At 45.3% G+C, this 19,741-nt stretch carries 16 protein-coding genes; 8 read left to right on the top strand and 8 right to left on the bottom strand.

Annotated features, from left to right (window positions below):
- Window positions 1-596: 596 nt before the first annotated feature.
- The 3 genes from RH949_RS06930 to RH949_RS06920 form a co-directional block, all read right to left on the bottom strand.
- Entirely contained in the window at window positions 597-1,919 is a 1,323-nt protein-coding gene (locus RH949_RS06930; protein WP_446352342.1) for a CO2 hydration protein, read from the bottom strand.
- 394 nt (window positions 1,920-2,313) lie between these two features.
- A complete protein-coding gene (locus RH949_RS06925; protein ID WP_006102349.1) occupies window positions 2,314-3,828 on the bottom strand; it encodes an NADH-quinone oxidoreductase subunit M in 1,515 nt (504 codons plus the stop codon).
- Between the two features lie 255 nt (window positions 3,829-4,083).
- Entirely contained in the window at window positions 4,084-5,946 is a 1,863-nt protein-coding gene (locus RH949_RS06920; protein ID WP_446352341.1) for an NAD(P)H-quinone oxidoreductase subunit F, read from the bottom strand.
- A 364-nt stretch (window positions 5,947-6,310) separates the two neighbouring features.
- On the opposite strand from RH949_RS06920, the gene RH949_RS06915 reads away from it, so the two are divergent.
- The gene (locus RH949_RS06915; RefSeq protein ID WP_446352340.1) at window positions 6,311-6,598 is read left to right on the top strand and encodes a hypothetical protein; all 288 of its coding nucleotides are present in this window, start codon (window positions 6,311-6,313) and stop codon (window positions 6,596-6,598) included.
- Between the two features lie 732 nt (window positions 6,599-7,330).
- On the opposite strand, the gene RH949_RS06910 is transcribed toward RH949_RS06915, so the two are convergent.
- Together RH949_RS06910 and proS are read right to left on the bottom strand one after the other, a co-directional pair.
- Window positions 7,331-8,869: a hypothetical protein gene (locus RH949_RS06910; protein WP_446352339.1), complete on the bottom strand. Its 1,539-nt coding sequence runs from the start codon at window positions 8,867-8,869 to the stop codon at window positions 7,331-7,333.
- A gap of 20 nt (window positions 8,870-8,889) precedes the next feature.
- Window positions 8,890-10,695, bottom strand: coding sequence for a proline--tRNA ligase (gene proS, locus RH949_RS06905; RefSeq protein ID WP_446352338.1), 1,806 nt, complete (start codon window positions 10,693-10,695; stop codon window positions 8,890-8,892).
- Between the two features lie 276 nt (window positions 10,696-10,971).
- Between proS and RH949_RS06900 the strand changes: the two genes are divergently transcribed.
- On the top strand, window positions 10,972-11,268 hold the full coding sequence (locus RH949_RS06900; protein ID WP_446352337.1) for a type II toxin-antitoxin system HigB family toxin: 297 nt from the start codon (window positions 10,972-10,974) through the stop codon (window positions 11,266-11,268).
- Window positions 11,269-11,348: 80 nt separating this feature from the next.
- The gene (locus RH949_RS06895) at window positions 11,349-11,750 is read left to right on the top strand and encodes a helix-turn-helix domain-containing protein (protein WP_446352336.1); all 402 of its coding nucleotides are present in this window, start codon (window positions 11,349-11,351) and stop codon (window positions 11,748-11,750) included.
- A 161-nt stretch (window positions 11,751-11,911) separates the two neighbouring features.
- On the opposite strand, the gene RH949_RS06890 is transcribed toward RH949_RS06895, so the two are convergent.
- The gene (locus RH949_RS06890; protein ID WP_446352335.1) at window positions 11,912-12,268 is read right to left on the bottom strand and encodes a hypothetical protein; all 357 of its coding nucleotides are present in this window, start codon (window positions 12,266-12,268) and stop codon (window positions 11,912-11,914) included.
- Window positions 12,269-12,693: 425 nt separating this feature from the next.
- On the opposite strand from RH949_RS06890, the gene RH949_RS06885 reads away from it, so the two are divergent.
- Together RH949_RS06885 and RH949_RS06880 are read left to right on the top strand one after the other, a co-directional pair.
- A complete protein-coding gene (locus RH949_RS06885) occupies window positions 12,694-12,903 on the top strand; it encodes a helix-turn-helix domain-containing protein (protein ID WP_446352334.1) in 210 nt (69 codons plus the stop codon).
- A 184-nt stretch (window positions 12,904-13,087) separates the two neighbouring features.
- On the top strand, window positions 13,088-13,657 hold the full coding sequence (locus RH949_RS06880; RefSeq protein WP_446352333.1) for a hypothetical protein: 570 nt from the start codon (window positions 13,088-13,090) through the stop codon (window positions 13,655-13,657).
- A 631-nt stretch (window positions 13,658-14,288) separates the two neighbouring features.
- Here RH949_RS06880 and RH949_RS06875 read toward each other — a convergent pair.
- Window positions 14,289-14,618 (bottom strand): hypothetical protein, encoded by a 330-nt coding sequence (locus tag RH949_RS06875; protein WP_446352332.1) that lies wholly within the window; start codon window positions 14,616-14,618, stop codon window positions 14,289-14,291.
- 719 nt (window positions 14,619-15,337) lie between these two features.
- Here RH949_RS06875 and glcD point away from each other — a divergent pair.
- The 3 genes from glcD (at window position 15,338) to RH949_RS06860 (ending at window position 18,520) form a co-directional block, all read left to right on the top strand.
- Window positions 15,338-16,810, top strand: coding sequence for a glycolate oxidase subunit GlcD (glcD, locus tag RH949_RS06870; RefSeq protein ID WP_446352331.1), 1,473 nt, complete (start codon window positions 15,338-15,340; stop codon window positions 16,808-16,810).
- Window positions 16,811-17,041: 231 nt separating this feature from the next.
- The gene (locus RH949_RS06865) at window positions 17,042-17,860 is read left to right on the top strand and encodes a hypothetical protein (RefSeq protein ID WP_446352330.1); all 819 of its coding nucleotides are present in this window, start codon (window positions 17,042-17,044) and stop codon (window positions 17,858-17,860) included.
- Window positions 17,861-17,884: 24 nt separating this feature from the next.
- Window positions 17,885-18,520 (top strand): hypothetical protein, encoded by a 636-nt coding sequence (locus tag RH949_RS06860; protein WP_006102178.1) that lies wholly within the window; start codon window positions 17,885-17,887, stop codon window positions 18,518-18,520.
- Between the two features lie 298 nt (window positions 18,521-18,818).
- On the opposite strand, the gene RH949_RS06855 is transcribed toward RH949_RS06860, so the two are convergent.
- Entirely contained in the window at window positions 18,819-19,715 is an 897-nt protein-coding gene (locus RH949_RS06855) for an Rpn family recombination-promoting nuclease/putative transposase (RefSeq protein WP_006102155.1), read from the bottom strand.
- Between the last annotated feature and the right edge of the window lie 26 nt (window positions 19,716-19,741).

Below are 19,741 nucleotides of genomic sequence, written 5' to 3'. Positions count from 1 at the left end.
CTGGGAGTTGTGGGCATCAAGGGACGCCCGTGTCTGTTAATAACGTAGACTTTCATTTTTACCTAAAGTTAAGGTTTTCACCCTTCGACTTCGCTCAGGGTGTGGTTTCCTTCGCCAATGTTTATCGAGGTTTTGATGTTTCCACACTTTCCCTACCCAACAGGAATGTTTAATGAAAAACCGCAGAGCGTGGAGCTAGGAAACGGATAGTCAATCCTGCACCCCACGATGCCTATATATTCTCGATAAACGGAGTAGCTCTTACTATTAACGAACTACTAAGGCTAATCAACAAGGCTTGAGAAGAAATTCTAAAGCCCACGCTGTACCGCTTTTATCGGTCAGCGCTGGGTTGTTGACATTGTAGAAGCTTGGCTGGAGAATGAATGGATTCTGTAATATTCATACATCCGCCCCTAGACTTTTATGAGATTGGCGTCTTACATTAATACTAACGTTAATTCATTTTTAGAACTGAACTAGGCAAATTTTAAGCTTTTTTTCTATATCTCTCCTATATCTATAGACATATTTTTTAGACGGAGATCCCCGACTTCCTTGAGAAGTCGGGGATCTGGTAATTTTTCAAACCTATATTACTGATAATCGGCAGTCTGAATATATTCTAACCGCGCCGCATCCCGGATTCCATACTCTGGGCGACAGAATCGGTCTAATTGCGCTTCAAAAAATGCCCGATTCGCCTGTAAATGCTTGGGATTCGGGTCATCTAAGGGATACAACAGTGCGGTTCGCAACGCCTGAAATACCGCCGATGTCACACAATACATCGATCGCTGAAAGGTAACGCCAATTTGATTCAGGATATCACTTTCACTGCGACAGCGCTTTTCATAGAAGTCTCGCAGATAAGGAGGTAGGAAATGTAACATATCCTGCATCAGCAATGTGGGCGGAACTCCCGCCGAACCCACGGGGAATTTATCGGCATAAAGCACCCCATAATGGAAGTCTTTCTGATCACTGGGAACTTCCCCTGCTTGGGCATTATAGGACTTCGTACCCCTAAACGGTGCCGTGCGATAAAATACCGCCTCTACATAAGGAAGCGCCGCCTCATACAGCCAGGTAAACCCCTTGGACTTGGGAATCACCTCATAGCATTCCCCTTTGACATACACATGATGATAGATCGGACGACCCGCGATCGCGAATATCCCATTCACCAAAAAGTTCATCGCTTCGGGGACAGAGGTGATTTTTCCTTCATCGTAGAGATCAGACACCTCAAAGAACACCGGTGCCATCACTTCCCAGAATAGCCCCAAAAGACTATAATAGGACGCCTGACGACATTGTTCGATAAACATTTCTGGGAACAGCTTATGCCATCCCAGCATCACCGGATTTCCCTTAAAGTACGCCTCAATTGCCCGATTCGCATTGTCCTTATACTCCTGGGTATCCAGATAAGGATCAAACTGATTCACTGGGGCGTACATATTCCGATGCCAAAGCATTGCCCGCATACAAGCTTCAGCAAACTCCATATTAATCCGGTCATGCCACAAGTGATGCAATAACTTGGGCATTTTCTGGGTTTCCCCTGTCTCAATAAATTCCACAAGTTCCGGATGCGCCGTTGCTTGACCGCGCCAAATCCGTAAATCGGCATCATCCCCCGCATAATGATTATGGAGGTCTAAATATTCTTTGGGCAGGAAATATTTAAAGAAGGGAAACGGATTCAAAAAGACTCGTTCGCCAATATAAAGCAAATCCCGCCAATAGAAATCCATTGGCACCGCATACGCCTTCCAGATGCCAATAATTTGCATCAAATTTTCTGGCGTATCGGGAACCATCGCCCCCCCAGCTTCCAAGCGGTGAACAATATCCGCCAATTCATGCTGAGACGGGGGTAATTTCGTTGCTGGTTTTGTTGGAGTTTGTACCATGGTTATCAAGTTTTTAGTGTTGACCCTGCACGTTGTTCAAGGAAATGATTTTTAATCCTGTAGGGGCGGGTTTAGGGATTAATATTAATTTTTGTCCCTAGCTTGACTACAAAACCCGCCCATTGTTCACCTTAAAGAACGACATAAGACGTTGTTCAAGGAAATGGTGTTTAATCCTGTAGGGGCGGGTTTAGGGATTAATATTAATTGTTGTCCCTAGCTTGGCTACAAAACCCGCCCATTGTTCACCTCAAAGAACGACATAAGACGTTGTTCAAGGAAATGGTGTTTAATCCTGTAGGGGCGGGTTTAGGGATTAATATTAATTGCTGTCCCTAGCTTGGCTACAAAACCCGCCCGTTGTTCACCTCAAAGAACTACATAAGACGAATTACTAATGACGAATAACTAATGACGAATCCGCCATCGCCACCTTCTGATCAACCTGAGTCGGCACCGCAGAAACAATCGCATTCGTCGTCGTTTCTGTCCACCGAACCAACCAAGTTGGTTGAATTCCCAGGAAGAAAATAATCACCGCCAAAATAATCGCAGGTGCCTTTTCATTCCAGAGAACTTTCGGATAGTAAGCCTTACGATTATCCAGCTTGCCAAAACAAGTGCGATTCAGCAGAATCACAAAATAAACCGCCGTCAACCCGGACGCAAAAATACATAAAATGGTTTGCCAAGGAAACACCACATAACTTCCTTGAAACACCAGAAACTCTGCCACAAATCCGACTAAACCGGGAATCCCCGCACTTGCCATTCCGCCTAAAATCAGTAACGCACTCACCAACGGTAAACCCCGCGTTGGATTCATTAACCCATTCAAAACATCCAACTCGCGAGTTCCCACCTTGGTTTCCACCACCCCAACTAAATAAAACAGAATCGCCAGAATCATCCCATGACTCACCATCTGAATCACACACCCCAAAAGACTCAACGGCGTTAACGCAGCAGCGGCGACAACGATATACCCCATGTGACCAATGGAACTATACGCCACCATTCGTTTAATATCTTTTTGGGCGATCGCACTCAATGCACCATACAATACACTCACCACGCCAACAATTGATAATCCCGGCGCTACCAATGACCAGGCTTCGGGAAACAATTGTAACCCATAGCGTACCAACCCATAAGTTCCCATCTTCGCCACCACACCCCCTAACAGAATCGCCACCACAGGTGACGCTTCCACATAAGCATCGGGTAACCAGGTATGTAAGGGAACCAGGGGAATTTTAATCCCAAATCCTACCAATAAAATGGTTAGCAGAACCAACTGAGTCGTTAACGATAACCCTTGAGTTTGAATCGCCTCATAATTAAAGCTAGTGGAATTACTCAGCCATGTAATCCCCAAAAATGCCGCCAGAATCAGAATCCCGGAAACCGCAGTATAGATGAGAAACTTCATCGCCGCATATTCCCGCTTGCTTCCCCCCCAAATGGCGATTAACAAATACAAGGGAATCAACACCAATTCATAGAACAGGACAAACAGCAACAAATTCTGTGCCAGAAACGCCCCAGTAACCCCTGCATTCACCAACAAAATCAGGGCATATTTAAGGCGCAGCCGTTCCACATCAACGCGGCTACTAAAAATAACCACCCAATTCAACAAACTCCCCAACGCCAGCAACGGAAACGATAAACCATCCGCCCCTAACTTGTAGGATAATCCCAATTGCGGAATCCAGGTCAACTCCTCTTGAAACTGACAACCGGAATAGGTGATATCAAACTGCGTGGCTAGCCACAACGTCACCAAAACAATCGCCGTCGCCACCGCCAAAGCAATCGCCCGGAGTCGAGTTTTTGCCACTTCTCCCGGCAGAAATCCAACTATAATCGCACCAACAACAGGTAACCCAATCAGCGTACTCAGCATAAGCCCGTCAAAAATTCCAACTCAAAATGCTTCCACTTAATCGGGGCGAGTTTATTAATCTCTAACTAACCAGAAATGATTCCAGTTTCACCCGCCCCGAAACTCTCAAAACTGAAGACGCGCTATGACACGTCTTATCGGTGTATACACCGTTATCATTCCTTGCTTCTATCTAATTGGTTGACACTTCATTATGATTACCATCCTTAAGCGTTTGTCGTCAGTCCTGTGATTTGTAGGGCGCAGACAGCGCAACTACGAACCAATAATTAGGGAGAGGCGCGATAGGATTGGCAAACTTAATAGAAAGCCAAACAATGCGACTCCTAACAAAATCGTCAACGCATAAAACTGGGTTTGACCTGAAACATTATACTTCAAGCTTTGCCCACTAAACATCGTCATAAAGGCGACTAAATTAGCCAAACCATCCACGATATAGCGGTCAACCCAAGAAATGGTTCTCGATATCAAATCCACCAGAAACACTACGGTTCCCCGATATAACTTTTGGGTATATAAATCGTAGGCAAAAAAGTCTTGCAGGTCCTTTGAACCAAATCGAATCGGCTTTTCCACCTGGCTACTCAGATACAGATACACGGCTGCACCGCCACCAATCGCACTCGATAACATCAGCGAAGCCGCCACCGTCGGATTCACGCTTACCCATTCTGGTAACAGATTCCAGGTGGCTAACAGTAAAGGAACGTGCAAGGTAAACCCCATCAGCAGTATCATAGGGAAGACCATGGGCCAATGAGCTTCAGGCGATCGCTGTGCCATTTGTTTAGCTTGTCCACCGAAGACTAACCCGAAAACACGCAAGAGGCTAAACGCCGCTAACGCATTCACCACTAACACCAGGGCAAATAATTTCGGGTGACTGGTAAACAGAGAATCCCCCAACTGTAAAAACGCCCAAAATCCGCCCAGAGGAGGAACCGCAATCAATCCAGCCGCCCCCACCAAGTAAGACAAGCCACAAGCAGGGCGCTTCGCCCATAACCCACCCAATTGCGTCACATCCTGAGTAATACTGTTCCAAATAACCGTCCCCGTACTCATCACCAATAACCCCATGGCGGCGGCGTAGGTCAACAATAACAACAGGGCGGTTTGGATTTGTCCTGTACCCACCGCAATAAACACCAATCCCAAATAAGCGCTGACCAGATAGGACAGAGTACGCTTAATATCAATTTGGGCGATCGCGACCATCGTACCACCCACGGCGGTAACAGCACCAATCAAAATTGTGGCAGATATCGCAACGGGAGATATGGCGATAACAGGTTGCAATTTAATCAACACCCACGCCCCCGTACAGACCACCACCGCATTCCGTAAAATGGTGCTAGGAACCGGTCCTTCCATGGCTTCATCTAACCATAAATGCAGGGGAACTTGAGCGCATTTACCCATCGGACCAGCCAGTAATGCCAACCCCACTAATGCAGCGACTTTCGGATCAAGATTAACCGTACTTGCCCAGTCTGCCAATTCCGAAAAATTCCAGGTTTTGGATAGGGGATAGATACCAATGACCCCCATTAATAGGACTAAATCGCCCACCCGTTTGGTTAGAAATGCATCTCTCGCCCCGGTTACCACCAAGGATTGATTAAACCAAAATCCAACCAAAAGATAGGTTCCCAGCGTGAGAATTTCCAGGATAATATAGCTGAAAAACAAGGAATTACACAGAACAAGGGCGCACATTCCCGCTTCAAACAATGCCAGCAACGAATAGAACCGCGCCCATCCCCAATCGGTTTCCAGGTAACCAATAGCATGGATTTGGGCGAGGAAATTCAACCCAGTGATCACCATCGTCGCCCCAATCGTAACCGCCGACATTTCTACGGGAATGGATAAATCCAAATCAACCACCTGTAGCCAGGGAATCACCACCGATTGGGCAGGTTGATTCCAGATGGCGAGTAATGCCAACAACCCATGCAAAAAAGCGATGAAGGTCATCAACATATTAATATAGCCTGCGGGTCTCGGTCCGGTACGATTTATAATTGCCGGAGACCAAGGGACGGCTAAAATTGCACCTAATAGGGCATAGCAAGGTATTAACCAGGCAGAGTCAAGGAAAAACTGAGTCATCGACATGACCTCTTGGGGGTATACAAATTTTCTCTTCAGTGCTATATGGCGTCGTGAAGAGACCCTGATAAACAGGTATTTTTACTTAACGGTTAATTTTTTTGAAGTTTTCTAAGATTAGTCTATAGTGTAATGGTTTGATGGTAAAGTTCAAACAAAGCAATTAGACAATCTGATAATCAAAGCGATAATCCCCATCTATCAAAGCGCTGGGGTGTAGAGACGTAGCATGCTACGTCTGGGAGCAGGGGCTTATCCCTGTGATCGGGTGAATGATTGACTGGCATCTAGTCATCCCGTCGAATTCAGTTGGTGTACCAACGATTCAGACGCGATCGCATAGAAGAATTAAGATAATTCAAATATGGAAAAATGGATGGCTTTACTGGGATTACTGGTAGTTGTGTGGCTTGTGGCATTTCCGGCTGAGGCGTCGGTGTGTCGCACAATCAAGGATCACAATATTTGTATCCTGAGTATCAAGCGTTCCGCCAAGTATTATTGGCGGTATCGAGCCGCCGTGAGTATTGATGGGGTAAAACGTCCTGTAGAGATATATAATTGTCGCGATCGCACCCGGATTCGCCAGGATGGATTGGTGGTTTCATTTGAACCGGACGGCGCTGGAGAGTTTATTTGTAGTTTCTTCTAGAATCTCCCAGGCATTCTTTGATATCAAAATAGTTCGCGTTAAAAAAAGTAATAATTTGTAGAGGCTAACTAAGCTGTCATGCATTTAAATTGGGTAAGCTGTCATGCATTTAAATTGGGAATGGGTAGCGAGCAAGATGCTCGCACTACAAGGATTACGCCATTATTGATATTAAGGTTTAAATGCCGAACAGCTTACCAACATAAATAAACAGTTGTAGGGGCGACCCGCTAATATCAATGAACACCCCCAATCCACTCAATAAACTCGGGTCGCCCTGTCGCCTAACCTCAAACTCAAATCTAAAATCAAAATGGGTAATAATGTTTTCACAAATTCTAATAATTGGCAGGATTGGCTCGTCGTGTTTGGCTATATCGGCTTTACTATTTTTATCCTTTGGCAAGTTTTAAAACCTCGGTAATAAGACTAGAAGCCCTGGCGACTCGAAGTCGCAGCTACACAAACAAAGTCCGCCTGCGCGGACTAGCTTAGGGTTTGCTGCATAAAGCCGAAACCATTAACTATCAAGGCTAAGGCTTTGAGTGGTATTGATAGTTGCTCTTCTTCAAGGAAAAAAGGTCAAACCCTTTCATATCCTTACACCACTATCAGGGAAAATGTACCATTGCTACCCCAGCTCCCTCTGCTCCCCCAGCTCCCCCAGCTTCCCCCGCTTCTCATCTTAAGTTAACACCAATAACTGACGTGCGCCCTACCCTAGGTTCTAGGCTAAGCGTCTTTGTGATCAGAACATAGTTTTTCACAACCTACCGGATCATCAAGTCGCGGTAACTTGAGCAAAACCCCTGCAAAAAACCAATAATAAACCTCCACGGGATCGACAGCCAGAGGATAATAATAGGTGTTATAACTAATAAATAAAACAAACACCCAAAGACACAACCCTAACCGTTGTAAAGACGCATCTTGAACTGACCGATATGCCTTAAACGTCAAAAACGTCAGCAAAGACACCAGCGCCAGAAAAGCCAAAACCCCAATCGGACCAATTTCGTAAAACAATTTGGCATAATAGGTTTCAATCAGTTGAGTTTCCCCTAAGCGACGGGCAGCATTAGTCGCTCGCCCTAAACCATGTCCTAGGAATCCCTCTTGTCTACTCAATACCCACTGAAATTGATCCAGCATAAACGTAGGCGGTGGAGACGCCTCCCAGCGATCAACAAAACTAATCACTCGTTCTTCTACCTTCCCCAACGTTCGAGTAATCCAAATCGCTAAAAGCACCCCAATTCCTAATTTAATCGGGAGCCATACCTTATGCTGATCTGTGAGTAATACTAACAGAACAAACGTCGCCGGAACGATCGCGAGGGCAATGCGTTGACCTGAAATGACCGCTACTGCCAAGACTGCAACCATCGCCACCCATCCCACGAGTCGCCAACGACGAGACGGATCACTAACACTCGCCCCATAGGTGAAAAAAGCGCTGGAAATCAGAAACCACCCCCATTGCCAGGGCGCGACAAATGTACCGGGTAAACGAATTAACCCAACTTTAGTATTGTATAACAGAGAACCGCCGACTAAACATCTTGCCTGCAAACTGGCTCTGTAAACAGCTTCTCCCGTCAAACTATTGCTACTGGGACATAAACCAGTAACTAGCCACAGGTATTGCAGAAACGCCAAGCTACAGCAGATCAAGATTAGAATAATGTGTAAACGAGTTAGGAAAAATAAGTCTGTGCGATCGCGAATCAGATAATACCCACAAAACAGTAAGGGAATATACCCAACCAGCCCTTTTAATCCCAGAATTCCCATCAGAAACGGACTCCCTTTGACCTGGAGATCAAACTCCTGGGGGACATTAATCAACAGAAACGTAATTAACGCCACCCCTAGCACAACCGCGATCGCGATTAATAAGGGTTTGAGAATCGATCGCGGTAATAGTTTCCAGAACGAATCCCGCGACTGAATCAGGGCAATTAAGGCGGGAATGTAAAATGCATCTTTGATCAGATGAAAGAGGGGATGATTCCCGGAGTAGGTGATGCTCTCACCCATGGATTGGTAAACATCACCCAGCGAATAAATAATGCTCCCGCTGAAGGGAAGATAGATCAGCAGTCCCCATAATCCGATGCGAGGATACTTATAGGAAAGGATAGAGAAAAAAACAAGGGCAGTACAGGCAATCCCTGTCTGAAATCCACCGACTAGACCCAACATCACACCCATAAAGGCAGAAATATAAAGTGCCACTATGATGAATCGAGTCAGTGCTGCCTTATTCATTTCAGTATTAATTGTGGAGGTTACGTTAATGCCGCATCAAGCCATTGTTTAAGCGTAGAAACCACCTGATCCAGGGGCAATTCTTGAGACTGGTGCGTTGCCCGCACTGCAACTTCCACTTTACCCTGTTTGAGCGATCGCCCGGTGACGATACGATAGGGAATACCAATCAGATCCGCGTCTTTGAACTTCACACCCGCCCGTTCATCGCGATCATCGAGTAAGGTTTCTACACCAGCTTGCCATAACTGCTGATAAAGTGTCTCGGCGGCTTCCATCTGTTTGGTGTCGGAGATATTGGGAACAGTAATAATCGCGTGGTAGGGTGCGATCGCGGGTGCCCAAATAATGCCATCTTTATCATAGGATTGTTCTACAGCGGCTTGCGCCAGTCGCGATACGCCTACACCATAACATCCCATATACAAGGGATTTTCTTCCCCGGCTTCGTTGGTGTACGTCGCACCCATGGCTTTAGAATATTTTGTGCCTAACTGAAAGATATGTCCGGCTTCAATTCCCCTAGCGCTGTGTAGAATTTGGCTGGGATCATGAATCGCGCGATCGCCTGCTTTGGCTGTCCGCAAATCTACCACCTGTTTAGGTAAGGGAAAGGGTTCACCCCAGTTCGCACCAACAATGTGATAGTTGGTTTCATTCGCCCCAGTGACAAAATTTTTCAAGTCAACCCCTGTATTATCAACTAAGCGTACAAATCGCGGTGCGACATCGCTAGCAGGACGGATATAATCATCATCTAAATCTGGGGCGATATAGCCGACAGGGAGGGGTTTAGATGCCCATTTTGCCTGGGTGGTGGCGTCGGGAACCGTTAGGGCGAGGAGGGCGTTGGCGTTATATTGATCAGCTAAACGGACTAATTCATTTTGCAATTTCACCTCGTTAACCTCTTGATCGCCTCGGATACTGACGATTACCAGTACCGTCATCCCATTGTCATAGACGGCTTGGTAGAGGACGTTTTTCAAGACATTGGTTGGCGAACAGTTGAGGAATTTACACAGGGAGTCGATGGTGGGTGTGTTGGGGGTTTCCCGTTTTTCGTAAGTCTCAAAGGGAGACGGTTCAGGATCAGCCGGGAGGGAACTAGCTTTTTCCACGTTGGCAGAATAGTTCCCATCCTCAGTGTAGAGAATCTCATCTTCGCCGATATCTGCCAGAATCATAAATTCTTGGGAACCAGAACCGCCAATCGCCCCCGGATCAGCTTCCACGGCGCGAAAGGCTAAACCGCAACGGCTGATCATGTTGCGGTAGGCTTGATCCATGTCCTGATAGGTTTTTTTTAGGCTGTCTTCATCGGTGTGGAAGGAGTAGCCGTCTTTCATAATGAATTCTCGTCCCCGCATTAGTCCAAACCGAGGGCGGATTTCATCTCTAAACTTAGTTTGAATTTGGTAGAGGTGGAGGGGAAGTTGGCGATAGGAACGAATCATCTCCCGGGCGATGGTGGTGATTACCTCTTCGTGAGTGGGTCCGAGTCCCAGTTCTCGGTTTTGGCGATCGCTGAGGGCGAACATAATCCCTTCTGCTTTAGTATAAGTGTCCCAGCGCCCAGATTCTCGCCACAGGTCAGAGGGTTGGAGTTGGGGAAGTAAGCATTCTTGGGCGCCAGTGGCGTTCATTTCTTCCCGAACAATTTGGGAGACTTTTTGCAAGACGCGCCACATCAGGGGGAGATAAGCGTAGATTCCGCTACCGATGCGACGGATATAGCCGGCGCGAACCAGGAGTTTATGGCTGGGGATTTCGGCTTCGGCTGGGTCTTCCCGGAGGGTGACGAGTAGCATTTGAGAGAGTCGCATCGTTAGGTTCCCTTTTTTGTGATGATCGATCTCTCAGTTTAGAGTATTGGCTGTCCGGGTTAGGCGGGAAGGGGGGATTGGGTGGGGTGTTGGGTGAGGTGCGATCGCGCTTGTTGGTGGGTGGAGTGCGATCGCCTCTCCATAAAAGCTTGATCGTCAAATACCTTTACTCCTAACTCCTATAAGGTAAGGGTTGACATATTAGTTCTCAATATGAGAACATCAAGAAGTACAGACTCGTAGTAGCCTATGCGGTTAATCAAAAGACCGAATGTTATGGAAGATTCTAAAAAATTTCCACCCAATATACAGGAAGCAGTTAAAGCATGGTGTGATGTAGTTCAAAAAGCCAAGTGGCAACATCTAGATGATATACGTAAAACTTATGATAGATCCGTAGACCAAGTAGAAAATTTTCTAATTTTTAATATCAAAACATATCGCTTAATTGTAGGTTTTAATTTTCAAGCTCAAATATTTTATTACAAATATCTCCTAACTCATGATGAATATGAAGCTGAAAAATGGAAAAATGATCCTTATTTTAAAAAGCAATCTAATAAAACCCCGTAACTGAGATACTGGCGGGGAGTGCTAACCTCCCTGCCTACACAATGTTGAAACTTTCCTTGACTAATAATACTTATTCAATCATGGCTATCATTCTGGACAACAAAACTTACGGTTCTCTCCTAGCAGCATATCAACCTAAAATCATTGCTTCCGAAGATGAGTACAATCATACTATTGAATCAATAGAGCAAATGATGGTACGTGGAGAAGAACTTACTCCAGAGGAAAATTCACTGCTGGAATTGCTGTCTATCCTTGTTGAAATTTATGAAAATTCTCAGTTTCCTGTAGAACCATCATCTCCACAGAAGATTTTGTTGCATCTTATGGATGCGCGAGAGCTTAAGCAGTCAGATTTAGTTGGAGTTATAGGTTCAAAGGGTATTGTTTCAGAGATAGTTAATGGCAAAAGGTCAATTAGCAAAGCCCAAGCTAAAGCTCTGGGAGAGTTTTTTCACGTTTCTCCAGCACTCTTCATCTAGGGAAAGTAAAGCTTAGGTTTAAACTCGCGTCTCAATCCTTCCCACATGACAAAACCACATAACTGTAGGGGCGTATAGCAATACGCCCATCAAATTATCGGCTAGAACCGCAACCTTGAAGGGCGCAGGTCCTTGCGCCCCTACCCAAATGGGATACAATGTCACTCTTGAGCGGTAGAAGTTACCGCATCCTCATCGAAAACCACCTCAAACTGTGCATCAGGCATCCACTTTCCCAAAAAGCGCTGATGATTTTGGGCTTCAGTGCGACTGTAGAACCGACCAACCGTATAATGTTGAGCATTGGGCAAAAGCCTCACCAGTGTCCAAGGATAATGCTGTTGATGCCAAAAGCTATGGTTAGACTCTGGGGAGGGTTCGGCTGTGCGCCCACATCCCCGATGCTCCAAAATAGAACGAATCATCGCTAAAAGTCGCTCTCGCTGGGGCGTTCCATCATTGGGGAACAGACTCCACTCACTGATTGGCGTGGGTAGCCAAGTTAACCGATAAGTCATCGAATCTTTGCTAATGCGCCAAGACAGGCGGCGTGGCTGTTTGCTACAGTTGAACCCATCTGCACGAAAAGACGCAACGATCCTGTCGCCTTCAGCTTGGAGGCGAAGCCATTGAGTGTGTTTCATTGTTATGATTTGAGTTAGTGTTTTTTAGTCAAGGGCGATTGGGCATAAACAATATGCGATCGCCCGTTATTTTTGGAAAATACGCATCCGGTGTTAAAGCCTTGAATTGGAACTCATCCTCTTTTGCATCACCTCCTAATCGGGCGTCGTGTGAGAAACTACCGATAGATAGGCAGGGAAACAGGAAGTGTAGGGACTTCCCTTATGCGTTTCCCCGTCAGCCTTTGGTCTTAACTGTGCGTTTCGCATAGTCAGTTAATAAGATGGTAGAACATCCAAACTCAAATAGCAACCCTAAATTGACAACTCTCAAAGAACTTCGTGAATACTTAGGGTTAACACAAGAGGAACTAGGACAAGCACTAGGGATAACGGCTAGTACGATCAGTCGCTATGAACGGGGTCAACATCAGCGCATTAAGTTCACTTTTTCCCAAATAAAGCGGCTACAAGCTTTATTGGAGAAGGGGGGACTCTCAATCAACGACTTACCCGACGATATCGATTGAGGCGGTATCAGTTCATCGGGTGTCTCAAGACTAGGCAGAAACCGGGATAGAGTTAGGCTGAGAGAGGGAGTGCGATCGCGTGTTTTGGGGTGGAGAATGCGATCGCTCCAAAAAGCTTTCCCATGTTACCGTTGCTTTATAATCACAGGAGTCTAACCCTAATCTAGGTGCGCTAAAAATTCAATTGACTACTATTGGTTCCTATCAAGTAAAAGTCCAACTTCAATCTGCTGGTGAGCAATTGGCGGTGCTTTCTCCCGCTACAGAAGAGGAGATGCAAAATGATTGGACATTCAACTGGTCGAGTTTGTGGCAACGCACTGACTTTGATTGTCAAAACATTGTCAAACTTGTTGATTCAGGTCAGGTTTGGGGTTTAGTTCGATATGGTCTCTATCCTTATCCTGGCACACCGAGATTCTTAGAAATAGAACAACTAGAGGCAAATCCAACCAGCCGAGGAGAAAGAACGGATCGACTGCTTGTACCTATTGGCAAATGGTTAATTTGGTACTCTACCAAAGTTGGGCTGCAATATTGTTCAGGATCAGCCAATGATCCGTTAATTGGGTTGGTCTCTTTAGCTAGTGCAGTAGCCTATTATAGAGATGTGATTCAAATGGAGTATCTGGACGCTGTAACAATCGCGCCCGGTGAAGATGGATATGCCTTCAGATTTTTACGAACAGCAGCAGCCACCTTCTGTCAAAGACATGAACGGGAATGGGGAATCCCAACCCTCCTTGAGTCGTGATCAAGTCCAGGCGGGGACAAAAGTTGTCATGAATCATGCTCAACGGCAAGCTTTTCTCAAAACATCACCAATCGGTCAGATATTCGGCGTTGCAGATTTGCTCCCTGAAGTTGAACCAGTAACGCACAAAGCACCGAAGGAGTCTTCGCGGTCGAAACCTGTGAAGATATTGTTAGGGATAGCTAGAACCAGGGGGAATGTCAATCGACGACTTACCCGACGATATCGATTGAGGCGATATCAGTTCATCCGGTATCTCAAGACTAGGCAGCAATAGGAATAGAGTAAGACTGAGAGAGGGAGTGCGATCAGCTTGAGGAGTGCGCTCCCTTGCATCGCGTGTTTTGGAGTAGGGACGGTATGCGATCAGCTTGAGGAGTGCGCTCCCTTGCATCGCGTGTTTTGGGGTGGAGAGTGCGATCGCGCTTACCTAACGATCCCAAAAAAAAGGGGTTGGAAGTATATCTAAACTTCTAACCCCATCAACCAGCCGATTAACAATTAAATAGGGACATCGGTCAAGAAACCGGGTTTTTGGGGGTGAAAAGTTGATATGGAGTTGTCATCCTCACGAGAAACCCGGTTTCTAGGAATACTTGACCGACGCTTTAGCCGACGAACATGGCAATATTTAGCAAGACTGCCGATAACGTGCGGCTGTGGCAGCGATAGAACCAATCATTAAGGCAAAACTTATTAGCATAGTGGATTGGGAAGTAGAACCATTATCATGATGAGGATTATGCTCAGGAATATGAGGCATAGTGCTAATGGGGAATCTCCTATTTGCCTCATTTACTTGAGCGGAAGCGTCATGGGTAAGTGTATTTGTTGATGTGCTGGTGTTATCAAAGGAAATAGCTGAGGCTTGTACCGCGTTGGCTGCAACAAAGCCAGACATGAGGGTAATGCTGGTAGCGAGTAAGCTGGAGCTTAGGAGACGTAAAGGTAGTTGTTTCATGTTCAATAGAGGGGGAATAGGTTTAGAAAACTTAGGGTACTCTGACTTAAAAACGTAATAAGTAGTAATCCCTTATAGTTCTCTACTTTACTGAATCCGTGATTGTCTTGTCTATAGAGATTGAATGATTTTACAGAAGATTCAGCAAAGCTTATAGATTTGTAAATTCTAAGTAAATATGAATTTCAGTTTAATTTAGGTTAAAAAAATGATAAATTTAAAAGTCAAGACAAGTAAATTCATGGGGTTCTTCCGGACTTAGTGTGCTAAATACAGAAGACCTAGAGCTATGCGCCGCAAGAGAGCTTGCATTCCGAGGACTATGGAAAGAATACGGGAAGCATCTTCAGCCAAAGTGACGTCAAGAGTCCAATGAGCTTGGTTTTCAATCCCCGGCTCTGATGTAAAGTACATTTTTTGTTGGTAGTCAAGAATCTGAAACCCCCTATCTATCACTCTAGCTAGAGACAAAAACGGCATAAAGCGAGATTTGTTACGGGTTACAACAAGGGTTGACTAATGAGGTAAGATATGCATGGTTGAAATAAAAGCCTTAATTCCCTGAAAATAGTATTTTATCAACCTTTTTTTGATGAAGGACGAAGGGCAGGTTTTGTTGATGGGTTATCGGTTGCAGGTAAACTGAATGGCAACACTCGCCCCTACCGTCTAACGTTTAATGTTTAACTTCCCCGTAGCGGTACTCGTGAAATCGACCTATGTTGACCCAAGCCAAGTCCAAACGGAACTGGAAACCCATTATCAAGGAATTTGAAGCCGTTATTGGTAAAAAGGGTGTGGTTCGCCGCAAGGAGGAATTACTCACCTACGAATGTGATGGATTACCCAGTTATCGCCAACGCCCCGCCTTGGTGGTACTCCCCCGCACGACTGAACAAGTTGCGGCTGCTGTTAAGCTTTGCGATCGCTATAATATCCCTTGGGTGGCGCGAGGTGCAGGCACAGGCTTATCGGGCGGTGCTTTACCCGTAGAAGATTGTGTCTTAATCGTCACCGCCTTGATGAAGCGTATCCTGGATGTTGACCTAGACAATCAACGCATTGTGGTTCAACCTGGAGTCATTAACAACTGGGTTACCCAAGCCGTCAGTGGTGCCGGATTCTATTATGCCCCAGACCCCTCCAGTCAGATTATATGTTCCATTGGCGGTAATGTGGCTGAAAACTCTGGCGGGGTTCATTGTCTCAAATATGGTGTGACCACAAACCATGTTTTGGGGTTAAAACTGGTAGTTCCCGATGGGTCAATTGTCGATGTCGGTGGCACCATTCCGGAAATGCCGGGATATGATTTAACCGGGTTATTTGTGGGTTCAGAAGGCACATTAGGAATTGCCACAGAAATTACGCTGCGAATTCTCAAAACCCCAGAATCCATCTGTGTGGTTCTGGCTGATTTTACCAGTATAGAAGCCGCAGGTGCTGCCGTTGCCGATATTATTGGCGCAGGGATTATTCCAGCCGGAATGGAAATGATGGATAATCTCAGCATTAATGCGGTAGAAGATGTGGTGGCGACAGGGTGTTATCCCAGAGATGCGGGCGCCATTTTGTTAGTGGAATTGGATGGGTTAGAGGTAGAAGTCAGCACCAACAAAAAGCGTGTGACTCAACTTTGTCAACAGAATGGGGCGCGAACGATTACCACCGCCAGTGACCCCGAAACGCGGTTAAAACTATGGAAAGGACGCAAAGCTGCATTTGCGGCGGCGGGACATCTGAGTCCCGATTATTTTGTCCAAGATGGGGTAATTCCTCGGACACAGTTAGCGCAGGTACTTAAAGACGTTGAAGCCTTAAGTGAAAAGTATGGCTATCGGATTGCCAATGTTTTTCACGCTGGCGATGGCAATTTACATCCTCTGATTCTGTACGATGAATCGATTCCCGGTGCATTTGAGCAGGTAGAAGAATTAGGGGGAGAAATCCTACGACTTTGTGTGAATGCAGGCGGGAGTATTTCGGGGGAACATGGGATTGGTGCAGATAAGAACTGTTTTATGCCCGATATGTTCAGCGAGGCGGATTTGGAGACTATGAAATGGATTAATCAGGTGTTTAATCCCAAAGGCTTGGCGAATCCCGGAAAAGTATTTCCCACCCCTCGCACCTGTGGGGAAGCCGCGAATGCCCAAAAGTCAGTCCAGTTTAAGGATGTGGAACGGTTTTGAGGTTTGTACTAAGTTTGTAGTAAGCGCTTTAGCGCTATAAACGCTCGCATCTTACGACAAACCTCTAAGAGGTACTTATGTGGGGCGCAAGCCTTCATCCGTATCAACTTAAGGTAGAACATCAATGATAGTAAAAGAAGGGCGGGTTTAGTTACATTAAGGGTTGTCTCCAAAATGTTATCAGTAAAACCCGCCCCTACACCTCCATAACTCCGCCCCCACTCCTTTAATATGAGCCAACCAGAATTCGCCAACAGTATCTTTCCGAGTTCCTATTCCCTAGTCCCAGTTAACTATTTTTCCAGAAAATGTTGGCAATTAAGCTTAGGTTTACTATGGATATTTGTACCCAGTTGGGGTAACACATCTTGCCAAACGTTAGACACAATCCCAACCCCAATTCCAGAAATAAACCTGACGGCTCAATCTGAACCCCCATCAAACTCAGCCGCCCAGGAATTGGAGTTAAATCCAGAGATTATTGAGAATAGTCCCGTATTACAACGCTGGTTGCAAGACGTACCCAATGTTTTAGAGGAAATACGCCATGACCCCAGTTTTCGCACCCGCTTCCGGTTCGGCTATTCCCAGTTTCCCTCAACTGAACAAGCGGGGGGAGTGAATATCGGCGTCGAAGATATTTTTATCAATCGTAGCGGGTTTACCGTCAGTGGGGATTATCACACCTCATTTAATGGCGATCGCGAAGCTTATGGTGTAGACTTGCGGTACTATCTGCGTCCTTTAGGAAATTATGTTAATGTGGCTCCCCTGGTGGGTTATCGCTATCTGGAGTCAAACGATTATACCACAGATGGTGTAAATCTCGGTGTGAAATTGCAGTTAGTTTTATCTCGCACAGGTGCGGCTGATATATCTTTAACCCAGAGTTTTGTCTCCCCAGGGAGTGAGGATGAAGTGGGTTTAACCACCTTGTCGGTTGGGTATGCGGTTACCCCAGACTTACGCTTATCCACCGATATTCAGAAGCAAAACTCGACAGAAGAAAAAGATAGTCGAGTCGGGATTATACTGGAGTGGATGCCTTAATTTTGCAGCGTTAATATAACCAAAATGCTAAGTGAAAAACGTCGCAGTGGGAAAACCCCAAAATCCAAGAAGCGAAAATTTTCTAGCTTCAATAAAAGCGAGGCATTTCAGTTACTAGGACTCACCGATTTGCTCCCTTGGATTCTGCAAACAGAACCTGTTCAACTCAGTGCCTTTTTCCAAGAACACCTTACCCGACTCAACCGCAACTTTGACCTGGAAAGCTATGAAGAGTCTAAAAAGCTTTTAATTGATGCCATCTGCGATGAAGCCATTAACCCCTGTGAGCGTCTCAAAATCTGGAAAGGAGCGCAACTGGAAAGTGATCAGTTAGCGGGATATGTGGATTACCTGATTGCTGAACGTAAGCGATTTCTGGATATGCCGAGGCTGTGTATCATTGAAGCCAAAAAAGATGACTTTGAGCAAGGACTAGCTCAATGCTTGGTCGAGATGCAAGCCTGTCACTGGAATAACCAACAGAAGAATTATACCATAGATAGTCTGGGAATCGTTACCAATGGCGAAGGCTGGAGATTCTACAAACTAGATATCAATGGAATTGGCTATGAAACGCCCCTGTACTCAACGGGAGACATGGAACTTTTACTCGGACGGCTGCGCTATATTTTTCAACTCTGTCAACAAAATCTGCCGTAACCGAAAAAAGGCAGATGTATAGCGCTACGCGGGGAGGGAATAGGCAATAGTCAATTGGCAATAGTGAAGAAAAACGCTTACCTTACAAGGGATTGACCCTTCGACTTCGCGGCAATTGAGCCTGTCGAAATTCAGGGTCAAGCGATTTGAATTTTTCTTTTATGTCCTAACCTTAGTGCGTAGTTAAGCAAGATCCCCGACTTCTCCAAGAAGTCGGGGATCTGTCTATGTACCTCACTTACTTGAAAAGCGCTGTATAATATCAAAGATTCGTTTCATCTGTATAACTTTAAGCTGACTATCTCTCCATCAACCAATTTTCCAAATCTTCCAGACTGTCGAACTCTAAGAAATCTTCTCCTAAACTTTCCAAATCTTCAATAGATAAATTCTGAACTTGACGGCTTGTTTCCACAGAAATTTCTCCAAAACGCTTTTTGAGTAGTCGCAGGATTAATCGCGATTCTCCTTTTTGCTCACCTTTTTGTTCGGCATAAATTATCCGTCCTTTCTCGTCTTGTAACATCATCCCCCGCCTATCTACTATATCTAATTCTTCCACTGTCATATTGGCTTGGTTAGCCAGATTTAAGGCGAATTTTATTTCCGATACTTCTCCTAAACTCTCAGGGATATCCTCCAACATCGCAGCTTCTCGCAGAAAATAAATCCACTTATCTGTCAAACTTGTTAACTCTGAGAGAGTTTTATTAAACTTAGGTAATTCAACAAAGATTAGCTGTAATTCCTGATTGAGAATCTCAAACTTTTTCTCTCTCTCCTGAAACACAAATTTATTGATGACATCCTCTGTTTCTTGAAAGAGGATAAAATCTGTAATAGTAACTGCCATGGCTGGATTAAGTCGGGGGTAATCTTCTCCTTTTACTAGCTGGTTGGCATAAGCTTTTGCCAAGTTATAAGCCACCCTTTTATTGAAGGCAGCCATTGAAGCAATTTGCATTTCTATTACTACAATAGAGCCATCAGCTAAAACGGCTTTAACATCTAAATAGGTGTCTTTTAAGCTGAGGGTCTGACCGGGATTGTAGGGGTTGACGATGGTTAAGTCTTTAATAACTTGATCTCCATCATAAACAATAGCATTCAGAAAGCTGATCAATATCTCTTTGCTTTGTTCTGAACCAAATATTTTCTTAAAAGCATAATCTACTTTTGGGCTTATAAACCTCATATTTGAATCCTTTGTTTATCACTATT

The organism is Coleofasciculus sp. A1-SPW-01 (assembly GCF_040217205.1).
GTDB lineage: Bacteria > Cyanobacteriota > Cyanobacteriia > Cyanobacteriales > Coleofasciculaceae > Coleofasciculus > Coleofasciculus chthonoplastes_A.
The sequence above is the reverse complement of the archived record's forward strand: the minus strand, read 5'-3'. Positions and strand labels throughout refer to the sequence as shown.

Excerpts from the sequence above, each read along its gene's own strand:
- glcD (WP_446352331.1), top strand. The coding sequence starts at position 15,338 with ATGTTGACCCAAGCCAAGTCCAAACGGAACTGGAAACCCATTATCAAG.
- RH949_RS06925 (WP_006102349.1), bottom strand. The coding sequence starts at position 3,828 with ATGCTGAGTACGCTGATTGGGTTACCTGTTGTTGGTGCGATTATAGTT.
- RH949_RS06895 (WP_446352336.1), top strand. The coding sequence starts at position 11,349 with ATGGCTATCATTCTGGACAACAAAACTTACGGTTCTCTCCTAGCAGCA.
- RH949_RS06890 (WP_446352335.1), bottom strand. The coding sequence starts at position 12,268 with ATGACTTATCGGTTAACTTGGCTACCCACGCCAATCAGTGAGTGGAGT.
- RH949_RS06855 (WP_006102155.1), bottom strand. The coding sequence starts at position 19,715 with ATGAGGTTTATAAGCCCAAAAGTAGATTATGCTTTTAAGAAAATATTT.
- RH949_RS06900 (WP_446352337.1), top strand. The coding sequence starts at position 10,972 with ATGGAAGATTCTAAAAAATTTCCACCCAATATACAGGAAGCAGTTAAA.
- RH949_RS06860 (WP_006102178.1), top strand. The coding sequence starts at position 17,885 with ATGCTAAGTGAAAAACGTCGCAGTGGGAAAACCCCAAAATCCAAGAAG.
- RH949_RS06875 (WP_446352332.1), bottom strand. The coding sequence starts at position 14,618 with ATGAAACAACTACCTTTACGTCTCCTAAGCTCCAGCTTACTCGCTACC.
- RH949_RS06865 (WP_446352330.1), top strand. The coding sequence starts at position 17,042 with ATGAGCCAACCAGAATTCGCCAACAGTATCTTTCCGAGTTCCTATTCC.
- RH949_RS06920 (WP_446352341.1), bottom strand. The coding sequence starts at position 5,946 with ATGACTCAGTTTTTCCTTGACTCTGCCTGGTTAATACCTTGCTATGCC.
- RH949_RS06930 (WP_446352342.1), bottom strand. The coding sequence starts at position 1,919 with ATGGTACAAACTCCAACAAAACCAGCAACGAAATTACCCCCGTCTCAG.
- RH949_RS06910 (WP_446352339.1), bottom strand. The coding sequence starts at position 8,869 with ATGAATAAGGCAGCACTGACTCGATTCATCATAGTGGCACTTTATATT.
- RH949_RS06915 (WP_446352340.1), top strand. The coding sequence starts at position 6,311 with ATGGAAAAATGGATGGCTTTACTGGGATTACTGGTAGTTGTGTGGCTT.
- proS (WP_446352338.1), bottom strand. The coding sequence starts at position 10,695 with ATGCGACTCTCTCAAATGCTACTCGTCACCCTCCGGGAAGACCCAGCC.